This window comes from Bacillus sp. COPE52 (genome assembly GCF_003355115.1).
GTDB lineage: Bacteria > Bacillota > Bacilli > Bacillales > Bacillaceae_G > Bacillus_A > Bacillus_A toyonensis.
In genome coordinates, this window is the sequence record NZ_CP031292.1 from 3,744,743 (window position 1) to 3,757,692 (window position 12,950).

Annotated in this window: 16 protein-coding genes; 13 read left to right on the forward strand and 3 right to left on the reverse strand. The window is 33.6% G+C overall.

From position 1 onward, the window contains the following. Positions 1 to 73: 73 nt before the first annotated feature. Complete coding sequence (locus DPQ31_RS18825) at positions 74 to 1,603, forward strand: Ppx/GppA family phosphatase (RefSeq protein ID WP_208730866.1); 1,530 nt, start codon at positions 74 to 76, stop codon at positions 1,601 to 1,603. Positions 1,604 to 1,720: 117 nt separating this feature from the next. Then, positions 1,721 to 3,829 carry a polyphosphate kinase gene (locus DPQ31_RS18830; protein ID WP_016109045.1) on the forward strand — a complete coding sequence of 703 codons (2,109 nt, stop codon included), beginning with the start codon at positions 1,721 to 1,723 and terminating at the stop codon, positions 3,827 to 3,829. A 168-nt stretch (positions 3,830 to 3,997) separates the two neighbouring features. Here the strand turns inward: DPQ31_RS18830 and DPQ31_RS18835 are convergent, their stop codons facing one another. Both DPQ31_RS18835 and DPQ31_RS18840 read right to left on the reverse strand, forming a co-directional pair. Next, positions 3,998 to 4,234, reverse strand: a complete 237-nt coding sequence (locus DPQ31_RS18835) for a hypothetical protein (protein WP_000283739.1) — start codon at positions 4,232 to 4,234, stop codon at positions 3,998 to 4,000. 97 nt (positions 4,235 to 4,331) lie between these two features. After that, positions 4,332 to 5,189 carry a metallophosphoesterase gene (locus DPQ31_RS18840; RefSeq protein WP_208730868.1) on the reverse strand — a complete coding sequence of 286 codons (858 nt, stop codon included), beginning with the start codon at positions 5,187 to 5,189 and terminating at the stop codon, positions 4,332 to 4,334. A gap of 241 nt (positions 5,190 to 5,430) precedes the next feature. On the opposite strand from DPQ31_RS18840, the gene fadH reads away from it, so the two are divergent. From fadH to DPQ31_RS18860, 4 genes are all read left to right on the forward strand, one after another. After that, positions 5,431 to 6,195: a 2,4-dienoyl-CoA reductase gene (fadH, locus tag DPQ31_RS18845; RefSeq protein WP_208730870.1), complete on the forward strand. Its 765-nt coding sequence runs from the start codon at positions 5,431 to 5,433 to the stop codon at positions 6,193 to 6,195. A 255-nt stretch (positions 6,196 to 6,450) separates the two neighbouring features. Continuing rightward, entirely contained in the window at positions 6,451 to 7,668 is a 1,218-nt protein-coding gene (locus DPQ31_RS18850) for an EAL domain-containing protein (RefSeq protein ID WP_208730872.1), read from the forward strand. Next, a complete protein-coding gene (locus DPQ31_RS18855) occupies positions 7,668 to 7,796 on the forward strand; it encodes a hypothetical protein (RefSeq protein WP_000544074.1) in 129 nt (42 codons plus the stop codon). Before DPQ31_RS18850 ends, DPQ31_RS18855 begins: the two co-directional genes overlap by 1 nt. A 55-nt stretch (positions 7,797 to 7,851) precedes the next feature. After that, a complete protein-coding gene (locus DPQ31_RS18860) occupies positions 7,852 to 8,340 on the forward strand; it encodes a DUF3993 domain-containing protein (protein WP_001233803.1) in 489 nt (162 codons plus the stop codon). 116 nt (positions 8,341 to 8,456) lie between these two features. Here DPQ31_RS18860 and DPQ31_RS18865 read toward each other — a convergent pair whose 3' ends face one another. After that, positions 8,457 to 8,693 carry a glutaredoxin family protein gene (locus DPQ31_RS18865; protein ID WP_000717871.1) on the reverse strand — a complete coding sequence of 79 codons (237 nt, stop codon included), beginning with the start codon at positions 8,691 to 8,693 and terminating at the stop codon, positions 8,457 to 8,459. Between the two features lie 233 nt (positions 8,694 to 8,926). Here DPQ31_RS18865 and DPQ31_RS18870 point away from each other — a divergent pair, with 233 nt between their 5' ends. From DPQ31_RS18870 to dapD, 7 genes are all read left to right on the forward strand, one after another. After that, positions 8,927 to 9,163, forward strand: a complete 237-nt coding sequence (locus tag DPQ31_RS18870; RefSeq protein WP_000055152.1) for a YkuJ family protein — start codon at positions 8,927 to 8,929, stop codon at positions 9,161 to 9,163. Positions 9,164 to 9,378: 215 nt separating this feature from the next. After that, positions 9,379 to 9,528 (forward strand): hypothetical protein, encoded by a 150-nt coding sequence (locus DPQ31_RS18875; protein WP_000440536.1) that lies wholly within the window; start codon positions 9,379 to 9,381, stop codon positions 9,526 to 9,528. Positions 9,529 to 9,602: 74 nt separating this feature from the next. Beyond that, complete coding sequence (locus DPQ31_RS18880) at positions 9,603 to 10,121, forward strand: ribonuclease H-like YkuK family protein (protein WP_199631945.1); 519 nt, start codon at positions 9,603 to 9,605, stop codon at positions 10,119 to 10,121. Between the two features lie 117 nt (positions 10,122 to 10,238). Next, complete coding sequence (gene abbA / locus DPQ31_RS18885) at positions 10,239 to 10,430, forward strand: antirepressor AbbA (RefSeq protein WP_199631944.1); 192 nt, start codon at positions 10,239 to 10,241, stop codon at positions 10,428 to 10,430. A gap of 169 nt (positions 10,431 to 10,599) precedes the next feature. Next, the gene (gene cbpB, locus DPQ31_RS18890; RefSeq protein ID WP_097956934.1) at positions 10,600 to 11,043 is read left to right on the forward strand and encodes a cyclic-di-AMP-binding protein CbpB; all 444 of its coding nucleotides are present in this window, start codon (positions 10,600 to 10,602) and stop codon (positions 11,041 to 11,043) included. A gap of 182 nt (positions 11,044 to 11,225) precedes the next feature. After that, entirely contained in the window at positions 11,226 to 12,110 is an 885-nt protein-coding gene (locus tag DPQ31_RS18895; protein WP_002039481.1) for a transcriptional regulator CcpC, read from the forward strand. A 71-nt stretch (positions 12,111 to 12,181) separates the two neighbouring features. Next, a complete protein-coding gene (gene dapD / locus DPQ31_RS18900; protein ID WP_208730874.1) occupies positions 12,182 to 12,904 on the forward strand; it encodes a 2,3,4,5-tetrahydropyridine-2,6-dicarboxylate N-acetyltransferase in 723 nt (240 codons plus the stop codon). Positions 12,905 to 12,950: the final 46 nt, after the last annotated feature.

Below are 12,950 nucleotides of genomic sequence, written 5' to 3' on the forward strand. Positions count from 1 at the left end.
TTACAAAAAACAACTATTTTGTATAATAGTAATAGAATGTGTTTTGAAATTTGATAATGAAAGAGTGAGAAGTTTGAAAGAACTATTAAAACAACAATATGCCATTATAGATATTGGATCTAATACAATGCGTTTAGTTATTTATGAAAAGCAAAATGGAGGTTTTTATAAAGAAATTGAAAATACGAAAGTGGTTGCTCGGTTAAGAAATTATTTAATCGATGGTGTTTTGAATGAAGAAGGTAAAGAAGTATTGTTACAAACATTATTTCAATTTCAAGAAAGTACAAAATTCCATCAGCTGCATCATGTACTTTGTGTTGCAACGGCAACAATTAGACAGGCTGAGAATCAAGAGAAGATTAAAAAACTTGTTGAAGGACAAACAGACTTTACTCTTAGAGTGTTATCAGAATATGAGGAAGCACGTTACGGCTATTTAGCAGTTATGAATTCTACTTCGTTTTCGGAAGGAATAACAGTAGATATTGGTGGCGGAAGTACGGAAGTTACATATATTAAAAATAGAGAGATTTTAGAGTACCATAGTTTTCCTTTTGGTGCGCTTTCTTTAAAACATCTATTTATTAAAGGTGATATTCCTACTAAAGATGAATTAGAGGAAATTCGAGAGTATTTAGAGTGTCAATTTCGAACGTTACCATGGTTAATTGATAAGAAATTGCCTCTTATTGCAATTGGTGGTAGTGCGAGAAACTTAGCAAAAATCCACCAAAATTTAATAAACTATCCTATAGCGGGAGTACATTTATACAAAATGAAAGAAGAAGATATTGAAAATGTAAAAGGTACATTAGAAAAACAATCGTTTATCGAACTTCAGAAAATGGAAGGATTGGCAAAAGATCGAGCTGATACAATTATTCCAGCGGTTGAAGTATTTCATAAACTTGTAAATATTATAGAAGCAACGGCATTTGTATTAAGCAAAAAAGGATTAAGAGAAGGTGTTTTCTATGAAGAGTTGACGAAAGATTTAGGGATTTCATATTATCCGAATGTAGTTGAAGAAAGCTTACATTTGTTATCACACGAATATGAAATGGATATGGAATTTGTCATTCAACTTATTAAACATGGAAGATTGATTTGTAAACAACTCGAAGAAATGGGACTGATTTCTGTTTCGATAAAAGACTGGGAAGCATTCCATCAAGCAGCGAAAGTATTTAACATTGGAAAATATATAGACGAAGAAGCGAGTCGTTTACACACGTTTTATTTATTGGCGAATAAAACAATTGATGGCATGATGCATAAAGATCGAGTGAGGTTAGCGCTTATTGCATCTTATAAATCAAAAATGCTATTTAAACAACATTTATCTCCATTTGAAGGTTGGTTTGATAAAAGCGAACAAAAAAAAATCCGCCTATTAGGGGCTGTTTTACAATTTTCAGCTGCTTTAAATGTAAGACAAAGATCGCTTGTTGATACGATATCCATAACAGAAAATAAAGAAGGATTAACGTTTAGAATTTTATGTGAGCAATCGGCATTAGCAGAAAAAGTACAAGCTGAAAAACAAAAAAAGCAGCTAGAAAGAGTGTTAAAAACGAATATTAACTTGTCATTTGAATGAAAATGTTAGGTTGTACGGATGTCTTTACAAAAAATTTACACTTTATAATATTGTAATTTGCTAAAATAAAAGTAACTAAATTATAGTAAAAAAGTTTCAAGGGGAAGTGTGAAGAGAATGGAATTGTTGAAGGGGAACATCGTAAATTTAAATGATACAGCATATTATAATAACCGAGAGCTAAGTTGGTTAGCATTTAATGAACGTGTACTACAAGAAGCGCAAGATGAAAATAATCCACTCTTGGAAAGATTAAAGTTTATTAGTATTTTTAGCTCGAATTTAGATGAATTCTTTATGGTACGTGTAGCGGGTTTGAAAGATCAAGTGAGTGCTGGGTTTAATCAACCAGAAAATAAAGCTGGCTTAACACCAAAAAAACAATTAAATAAAATTGCGATAAAAGCCCATGAATTAATGACCGTACAATATGATACGTTTAAAAATTATGTATTGCCAGCGCTTGAATTAGAGGGGATTGAGCGTTTAACATTCCATGATTTGACGAAAGAACAGAGAGAATTTATAGAAGATTATTTTGATGAGCAAATTTTTCCGGTTTTAACGCCTGTAGCTATCGATGCATACCGTCCATTTCCGATGTTATTAAATAAAAGTTTGAACTTAGCTACTCTTTTATATGATGAGAAGCAAGTGGAGGAAGAAAACCGTACGAAGTTAGGAATTGTGCAAGTTCCTTCATTACTTGAACGCTTCATATTTTTACCGAGTGAAGGGCAAAAGCATAAATTTATTTTATTAGAAGATGTAATTAGTAGTTTTACTCATAAATTATTCACAGGATATAAAGTATCATCTGTTACTCGTTTCCGTATTACACGTAATGCGGATTTAACAATTCATGAAGAGGGTGCGAGGGATTTATTAAAGGTAATTGAAAAAGAGTTGAAAAAGCGTAAGTGGGGAGCTGCTGTACGTTTAGAAGTTGGCAAAGAACACATTGATGAAAGAGTATTAACATTATTATACGAGGTGTTGGAAGTAAAAGATGAAGATGTATATATAATGGATGGACCGTTAGATTTAACATGTTTATTCTCTTTATATAAAAAATTAGCACCATTATATGAACATCTCATTTATCCAGCCCTTATTCCGCAACCACCTCAAGACTTAGGTGATGAGGAAGATGTATTTGAAAAGGCGATTGAGCATGATATTTTATTACATCATCCTTTTGAATCGTTTCAGCCAGTAGTTGATTTTGTCCGTGATGCGGCAGACGATCCGAATGTACTTGCGATTAAACAAACATTATATCGAGTAAGTGGTGATTCTCCGATTATTCAGGCACTAAAAGTAGCAGCTGAAAAAGGAAAACAAGTCACAGTGTTGGTGGAGTTAAAAGCAAGGTTTGATGAAGAGAATAATGTTCATTGGGCTAAAGAATTAGAACAGGCGGGGTGTCACGTTATTTACGGTGTAAGTCACTTGAAAACGCATAGTAAAATTACGCTAGTTGTAAGAAGAAAAAACGGAAAAATCGAAAGATTCGTACATCTTGGAACAGGAAATTATAATGATGCAACAGCAAAGCTATATACCGATTTTGGCTATATTACATCACGAAAAGACTTTGGGGTCGATGCAACAAATTTCTTTAATTATTTAAGTGGTTATACAACGAAACCGCATTTTCACCATTTATCAGTTGCACCATTTGATATAAGAAAGCAATTTATGGATTTAATAGATGAAGAAATTCGTTATCATAGGCAATATGGAAATGGCTATATTATCGCTAAGATGAATTCACTAACGGATAAACCATTAATAAAAAAAATGTATGAAGCATCACAAGCGGGAGTAAAGGTAGAGCTCATCGTTCGAGGAACATGTTGTTTAAGACCTGGTATTCCAAATGTAAGTGAAAATATTCGTGTAGTTAGTGTTGTAGGAAGATATCTAGAACATAGCCGTATTTATTATTTCCATCATAATGGAGAGGAGAAAATATATTTATCTTCAGCTGATTGGATGACGCGAAATATGGAGAAACGAGTAGAAATATCCTTCCCAATTCTAGATATTGAAATGAAAGCAAGAATAAAGGCGATTTTACAGCTTACTTTAGCAGATAATGTGAAAACACGCGAACAAAATAAAGACGGTGACTACTATTATGTTATTAATAGTGGTGCAGAGGAGATTGATAGCCAAGTGAAGTTGTTTAAGATGGCGTATCAAAATACAGATGCTGAATAGCAAGAACAAAGTAAAAAACCTCTTATTAATAAGAGGTTTTTTACTTTGTTCTCTACTTATTATACGTTCTCAAAATAGAAGAATGTGTAGAGAGAATAGTTTTTATTGTAAGCATATTAATCGATTGTCGAATAGAGAGAATAGCGTTGGTAGAATTGTTGGCATACATTAATAATAGTATGGTTGTTGACAAGGTCCACCATAACAAGGATAAGGTGCTGGTGGCGGGTAAGGTGGTGGATAAGGTGGATAAAATGGTCTAGGGCCGAAAGCTAATGCTCCGCCGAGCAATCCACCAGCAATTCCAGCTAGAAATGGAACGCCAAAAAACGGAAAGAATCGTGAGTCGCCTACTGGGCCAATAGGTGCTGAACGAACTGGGATTGGTTGATAATATGGATACATGAACAAACCTCCTTTATTGGACTCACTTTTATCATATGGTAAACGAAACGTGGATGAGCGCGTACAAGAAAGGATATGTAAGAAAATAGGCGAATTATTACGAATGTTGTAGGGTGAAGAGTGTAATTTCAGGTTTTGACATAAACCGGAATGGGACACGTGTTCTTCCAAGTCCGCGATTGACATAGAGAGATAAGTCTTGAATGGAATAGAAGCCTTCAATGTAGTGTTTGGCAAGTGATGGGGTAACGATAGCACCTAAAAAAGGGATTTTTACTTGTCCGCCGTGGCTATGACCAGAAAGTTGCAAGTTGATTGGATATGTAGCAATTTGTGGCGCAATATCTGGCTCGTGAACAAGAACAATGTTATAAGTATTTTGCCGCGCTTGTTGTAGTGTTTCCGCTATTTTTGGTTTGCCAAGTAGTATATCATCGAGTCCGAAAATAGAAATTTCACTATTATCCAGTAGACGAATTCGTTTTTCGCTATTTAGTAATAGTTCAAATCCAGATTCACGCATGATGTGATCATAGTATTCAGTTCCATATCCGCCGTGATCATGGTTACCATAAATAGCAAATTTACCGAAGGGTGCATGTATATTCTTTAAAATGGATGCAACGAAAGGAGTATCAGTATATGTTTGGTAATTATCAATGAGATCACCAGTAAAAAGGACAATATCTGGGTTTGCAGCATTAATCTTAGAAATGATTTGAGATAAATGTTGGAGCGAGAAATAGTATCCGAGATGTAAATCGCTAAATTGAAGAATCTTCATACCATGAAAACTTTTTGGTATGAGCTGTGATTTTAGTGTGTGCTCTGTAAAAGAGATCATATGCGGCTCTATGTATTTAGCGTAATAGTAACCGATACTAGTGGTTATAAATGAATATAGACAAGTGCGTATTCCATTTTTCAAAAAATTTCTTCGTGTAATTTGCTTCATAAAAGTATGAGTATACCTATTTGATTTATATCATGTGTTTTCGTTCCATATACAGGCTACTCAAATCTCCTTTCAGTTTTTTTTAATATATTTAAAATAATAAAGAAGTAGTATAGCTTACGGAAAAATGAATGAAAAGAAGTCTCTTTAAGTTAAAATATCAGAAAAGTTTAAAAATATAAAGATTTCTATCAAATAAAATGATAAAATGAATGTGTATTCATTTTTGGGAGGGATATATATGAAAGAGAAGGTAGTAATTATAACAGGTGGATCGAGTGGAATGGGAAAAGGAATGGCAACTCGTTTTGCAAAAGAAGGGGCACGAGTTGTTATTACAGGGCGTACAAAAGAAAAACTGGAGGAAACAAAGTTAGAGATTGAACAGTTTCCAGAGCAAATATTGCCTGTACAAATGGATGTACGAAATACTGAAGATATTCAGAAAATGATTGAACATATTGATGAAAAGTTCGGACGAATTGATATTTTAATAAATAATGCAGCTGGCAACTTTATTTGTCCAGCAGAAGATTTATCTGTGAATGGCTGGAATTCGGTCATTAATATTGTGTTAAATGGTACATTTTATTGCAGTCAAGCTGTCGGGAAGTATTGGATTGAGAAAGGTATAAAAGGAAATATCATTAATATGGTAGCGACATATGCATGGGATGCAGGTCCAGGAGTTATTCATTCGGCTGCAGCAAAAGCTGGCGTATTAGCAATGACTAAAACGCTTGCTGTTGAGTGGGGACGTAAATATGGAATACGAGTTAACGCTATCGCACCAGGGCCGATTGAACGTACGGGCGGTGCCGATAAATTATGGATTTCAGAAGAAATGGCTAAGCGTACACTACAAAGTGTGCCACTTGGAAGACTAGGTACGCCAGAAGAAATTGCGGGTCTAGCTTATTATATATGTTCAGATGAAGCTGCATACATAAATGGAACATGCATGACAATGGATGGAGGACAACACTTGCATCAATATCCATTTTAAGAGGGATGACCAAATGAATGTTTGATTCATTTTTTTGTGGTAAAATGTGACGGAATTGTGACATGTGAAAGAAAGGTATTTACAAGAGGTCATATATACGGTATATTTAAGACCTCTTTTTTCTTCATAGTAGAATTGCTAATTCCCCTTAGCATTTTACCCCTCTAATCCCTTCAGGAAAACTGAAGGGATTTTTTATTATTTTTCCGTAAATATCGTGTTATAATTTTTGAAAAGTAAAGGGAGGGAAGCACGTTGATAGATGCATTAGATGTAATGAGTAACTTGGATAAAGTCCTTCCTTATTATCAAGCTATTTTTAGTGCTGATGAACATACAGTAATTGGATATGAAGTAGTAGGACGTATTCAAACAGAAGAGGGCATACAAAGTTTAGCTTCGTTCTTTCATGATGATTCTATTCCAAGTGAGTTTCAACTGGAAGCGGATAATATTATAGTAGAAACAGCTTTAAACCGTTATTTAGAAAGCAATCAAAAATTGTTATTATTTATACATCGAAATGCTAACGTATTAATGAATGACGAAGATGAAAGTTTACTTCAACTTTTATTGATGTATGAAAAACAAGGTTTAAATTTGAACCACATTGTTTTAGAGATAACAGAGCATGAATGTAAAGAAGATATTGAGCAATTTAATCATTTGCTTATGTATTATCGTACATATGGTATTCAGATTTCGATTAATAAAGTTGGAACGGGTACAAGTAATTTAGAACGTATTAGCGTGTTAGCACCTGATATTTTAAAAGTAGATTTAACAAACTTAAGGCAAACTGCACTTATACAATCTTATCAAGATATTTTATATTCCTTATCTTTACTTGCAAGAAGAATTGGTGCAACGTTGTTATATGAAGAAATTGATGCTTTTTATCAACTACAATATGCTTGGAAAAACGGTGGTAGATACTATCAAGGTAATTATTTAAAAGAATGTTTACCTGATTTTATTGAAACGAATGTTTTAAAAGAGAGACTTGGTAATGAATGTCATCAATTTATTCAGCATGAGAAAAAGAAGTTGCAAAAAATTTATCATTTAACAGAGATGTTACGTGATCGAATTGGTGATGTTCTGTCAAAACAAAAAAAGAATGAAGATATAAATGATTGGTTATTACAATTTAGCCAAAGTATATCACAATGTAGTTTTCGCATATTTATTTGCAATGAAGATGGTTTTCAACAATCAGGTAATGTTATGAAAAAAGATGGGGAATGGATTGTGATGCCGGAGTATTATATGAAGAACTGGAGTTGGCGTCCGTATTTTCTTGAGAATATTATGAAAATGCGTTTTGAAAATAAGGCGAGACTTTCAGATTTATATGCCGATATTGAAACTGGTGAAATGGTACGAACATTTTCTTTCCCGATTGATGATGAAAACTTTTTATTTATAGATTTATCTTATGAATATTTATATGAAGAAGATGTTTTATTTTAATGCACGAAGAGATTCGTGCATTTTTTTGTTTGTTTTTATCAGAAATTGGTAATAGTGAAAATGGTGATGAAAATGCTGTCTATCGTTGTAAAGATTTTACGAACGAAACCATCCCTTTCTTTGCATAATCATTGTTACAATGAATACTACAAAGACAAGTTCTTTTAAAAGGAAGGTGAAAAAATGAGGAAATATGGAATATGGCTTGTTCTATTTGTATGTGTTGCCTTTCTAGTTGGTTATAGTGTTACAACTGTTTTAGGAAAAGAGGAATTGAAAGTCGATCGGAAAGACGTGTTTACAACGATACAAAAAGGCTATGAAACCCAATTTTCAATTCGCGGGAAGCATTTGCCGATGAATAAGATGATAGAGACGTTATCACCGTATTTTACAGATAATTTCCTTCAAGTATTTACAGATGAAAATAGTAGAAGTGATAAACAAAGTGGTGAATATTTACTTCCAGCAAAAGAAGCACCGTTTTCTTTTAATTCGGAAACGAAAATGGCGTATGATGAAGAGCATAAAAATTTATATGTATATGAGCGGGCGAAAAGTGGACAATATCAAATTGTAACATTGAAAAGGGATCAAGATAAATGGAAATTAGCAGGGTATCATGAAAGCCAAGAACTTTTAACTGAAATAAAAAGGTTACAACAATTATAAAGTGCAACTTTAATCAGTGGGGGCTTTATATCCCACTGATTATTAGCTTTCATCAATCGGGAGTTTTACTGCCCATAAATAACGAGATAAAAATAGGAATAGGTATTTACCTATTCCTATTCTATATTGAGTAGCTGTTGTAATTTTTCGATTTGAAAACCTGCAACCACTTCACCGTCGATTACAACTGTTGGAGTTGAATAGGAATCATAGTCGTATAAAAGGCGATCGCGAGCAGCAGCGTCTTTTTTTACGTCAAATTCTTCATATGCAACGTTATTATGCTTTAAAAATTCTTTCACAATGACACATGGCGGACAATCAGGTTGTGTGTAAACCTCAATTTTTTTCATTGTAATTCCTCCTTTTTTCTGTTTTTTATTATATTATTCCAGTATGGAAATCGCAATAAAGAAGGAAAAAGATGTTCTTTCTGTGTTTTCCTTTGCATTTCGACAAATTTTTAGTTGAGTTTCTGGCCAATAACCTTTATCCTAGACTGTGGAACATTTTTTCTGTTATGACGGATAGAATGAGTATAGCTGTAAAACCTATTGGTAGGAAGATTAGAGAAAGGAGAGATTTCATGTCTCTACTCCAAGGAATTTTAACACGACTTGTTAGTCTACAAGAACAAGCTGTAAGCGGTGAAGTAGCACAACGCTATTTTGAAGTGAACGGTGAGCGCAAATGTAGCGTGAAATTTTTCGATAAAAGTGAAATGTATGAATTAGAAGTGTATCAACAAGGTGAAAAACCTCAAGTGTATCAATTCGATAATATCGATATGGTTGCAATTGAGATTTACGATATCATTTCTTGATACATATAAAAAAGGTACTGCCTATGGCAGTACCTTTTTTAGTTCTTTTACTTTCCAGTATATATGTATAGGAATTTTTCGTTTTTCCTACAATGGTAATAAAATAAGACTTTAATCAGTGGAAGTGCTTATTATCGACTGATGATTGGCCTACATCAATCAGGAGTTTTACTGCTCGAAAATAGCGTGATAAAAATAAATAGGAGGTGTGTTATGTGGAACGTTTACCAGTTGTGATCTGTCCTAATTGCCACAATTCTGCAGAGATTATTCATGTATTAACGGCTCAATCGAATCAAAATGTAATTTATACTTGCCAAGTTTGTCATTTTGTAATGCGAAATATTGAGACGAATAAAGGATAGTAAGTTATAATTTTTGTTTTTGTCCCATACAATGAGAATACGAAAAGTCTGTCTAATGGAAAGGACGTGACTATGTGGACGGTTGGCATAAATTCTATAATGTTTCAGAGAGACATTTGAATTTTGATACGGTCTTTAACCGCATTTGTAGTTTCATTGAAAAGGATCCACGAAATTTATATCGATTATCTATTGGGACAGACTCACAGGCACATCAAAAAGATACGAGATTTATTACGGCAATCCATATTCACCGTGTTGGAAAAGGGGCTTGGGGATGTTTACACCATAGGTCAGTAAAAGATAAGCCGGCAACATTACGGGAGAAAATATATTTAGAAACACAGTTTAGTCAAGAAATCGCTTGCCTATTTACTCCTAACCATATACAAACCATATGGGATTTATTGCATCCATATGCTCAAGATGGGGCTGGGTTCATAATGGAAATTCATTTGGACATAGGGAATGATGGTTTAACAAAAGAATTTATTTTAGATATGACAGCGAAAATTCAAGCGATGGGATTAACTGCAAAAATTAAGCCGGATGCTTATGCGGCATTTAGTTATGCAAATCGATATACGAAATAATTTTTATATGGTTACAATTGTTACATGTTTTTATTAAAAACTGAATATTACATCTACTAAATAAGTTGGAAATTTTATATAATGAGAGTAACGATGGGATTATAAGGAGAGGGGTATATGCAAAGGGAATTTGTTTTAACGAAAGAAGAAGAAAGTTTGTTACTAGATATTCTATTTCAACAAAATTATGCGAGTGAAATTTTAGCTGTAGAACTTACAGATATTGAGAATGGTTTGAAACAGACAGATGTGATGCAATATAAAAAAATCACAAGGTTATTTTACAGATTAAAAAATAAAGGGTATTAAGCGCTACCGTAATGGTAGTCTTTTTTTTATGTTGTATGCTAAAATAGCTGTGTAATTGTATTTTTATTGAAATAAAGTTAGGACAAAATAATAATATGAAAACGCTGTCATAAAATAAGAATAGAGTCGATGAATATAAGCAGGAAAAAGAGAAAATGGGGGATGTAACATGATTAGTATTCCGAAAGACGAGTTTCAGCAAATTTTTGTGAAAGATTTAATGATTTCATCAGAAAAAGTAGCACATGTCCAAATTGGGAATGGATTAGAGCATGCTTTACTCGTTCTTGTGAAATCTGGATATTCGGCAATACCTGTTTTAGACCCAATGTATAAATTACATGGGTTGATTAGTACTGCTATGATTTTAGATGGTATGTTAGGGTTAGAGCGCATTGAGTTTGAAAGACTTGATGATATGAAAGTAGAACAAGTGATGAAGGAAGATATTCCGGTTCTTAAGTTAGAAGATTCATTTGCAAAAGCTTTAGAAATGACAATTGATCATCCTTTTATTTGTGCTGTAAATGAAGAAGGGTATTTCGAGGGGATTTTAACACGTAGAGCTATTTTAAAATTATTGAATAAAAAAGTACGGCAGCATAATCGATAGATAATAGGAGGAAAGTGACTTCATAGAAACGGAGAAGTCACTTTTTTTCGTGCATATCAGTTGTGTATGTATTATATTTAAAAAGACATAAAACATAAGGAAAGTTCGAACTGAAAAATTGTATTTTTTGTATAAAAGTATTCAGTTAAATTCAGGATGAAAAGCTTATTGAAATAAGGTGTATGGAAGCTAAGGAAAGAGGGAGAAAGTTGCAAATTGATGATTTTCAAATGATGGTTGTGTTAGCCCAGGAATCAAATATGAGAAAAGCGGCGGAACGTTTATTTGTTTCCCAACCTGCGCTTAGTCAACGATTACAATCTATGGAGAAACAATGGGGAATGAAATTTTTTATTCGTTCACAAAAAGGATTGACAATTACACCTGAAGGGGAAAAAGTCGCAAATTATGCAAAAGAAATGTTACAAAGAGAAGAGAATATTAAGAGCGAACTGGCAGTTTTTAGAACGGAAACATATGGAACGTTAAAAATAGCTGTTGCATCGGTTATTGGTCAATATTGGCTCCCTCCTGTGTTGAAAAAGTTTGTACAAAAGTATCCTTCTGTGAAGATATCGCTGTTTACTGGCTGGAGTAGTGAAGTGCAAAAGCAATTTTATGAGGGCGATGTTCATGTAGCTATATTAAGGGGATCACAGGAATATAAAGGACAAAAGCAACAATTATTTGAAGATGAATTATATTTAGTCGATAAAGAAATAAAAGATATTTCGATGTTAAAAGAAACAAATAGACCATTTATTCAATTTAAAAGTGATTCGACTTATTATGGTCAAATACAAAATTGGTGGTATGGGTTATTTTCTAACCCACCTAAGCGAACAATTGTAGTTGATCAAATTGAGACGTGCAAACAACTTGTTCTAAATGGTATAGGTTATGCGTTATTGCCTTCTACAGTATTAAAAGAAGTGCAGGAAAATATGTATAAAACACCTGTTCAATTAACGAGAGAAACATGGTTGTTAACGAGTGAATCAGCAAGACAATTGAAGCAAGTACAAGCGTTTTTAGAAATTATAGAAGAAATTCAAAGGGAAAAATAAGATTATTGTCTTGCTACTCGCTCTATCGTTTGGTAGAGTAACAATATAAATGGATTTAGGAGGCAACAAGAATGAAAATGATGGACGCTAACGAAATTATTTCGTTTATTCAAAAAAGTGAAAAGAAAACTCCTGTAAAGGTATACATAAAAGGGGATTTAAAAGAAGTAACGTTCCCTGAAACAGTACAAGCATTTGTAAATAAAAAATCTGGTGTAATATTCGGAGAATGGTCTGAAATTAAGACAATTCTTGATGAAAATAGCAAGCACATTGTTGACTATGTAGTTGAGAACGATCGTCGTAATTCTGCAATCCCAATGCTTGATTTAAAAGGCATTAAAGCTCGTATTGAGCCAGGCGCAATTATTCGTGACCACGTTGAAATTGGTGACAACGCTGTTATCATGATGAATGCAACAATTAACATCGGTGCTGTAATTGGCGAAGGTACTATGATCGACATGAACGCAGTGCTTGGTGGACGTGCAACGGTTGGGAAAAACTGTCACGTAGGTGCAGGTGCTGTACTTGCGGGTGTTATTGAGCCACCTTCTGCAAAACCAGTTATCGTTGAAGACGATGTTGTAATTGGTGCAAATGTAGTTGTTTTAGAGGGCGTTACAGTAGGTAAAGGTGCAGTTGTAGCAGCAGGAGCTGTTGTAACAGAAGATGTGCCTCCATATACAGTTGTTGCGGGAACTCCAGCACGTGTAATTAAAGAAATTGATGAGAAGACAAAAGCGAAAACTGAAATCAAACAAGAGCTTCGTCAATTAAACCCAGAGAAATAAAAAACAAAAAGCGTAAGAGCATAAATAGGCTCTTGCGCTTTTTATA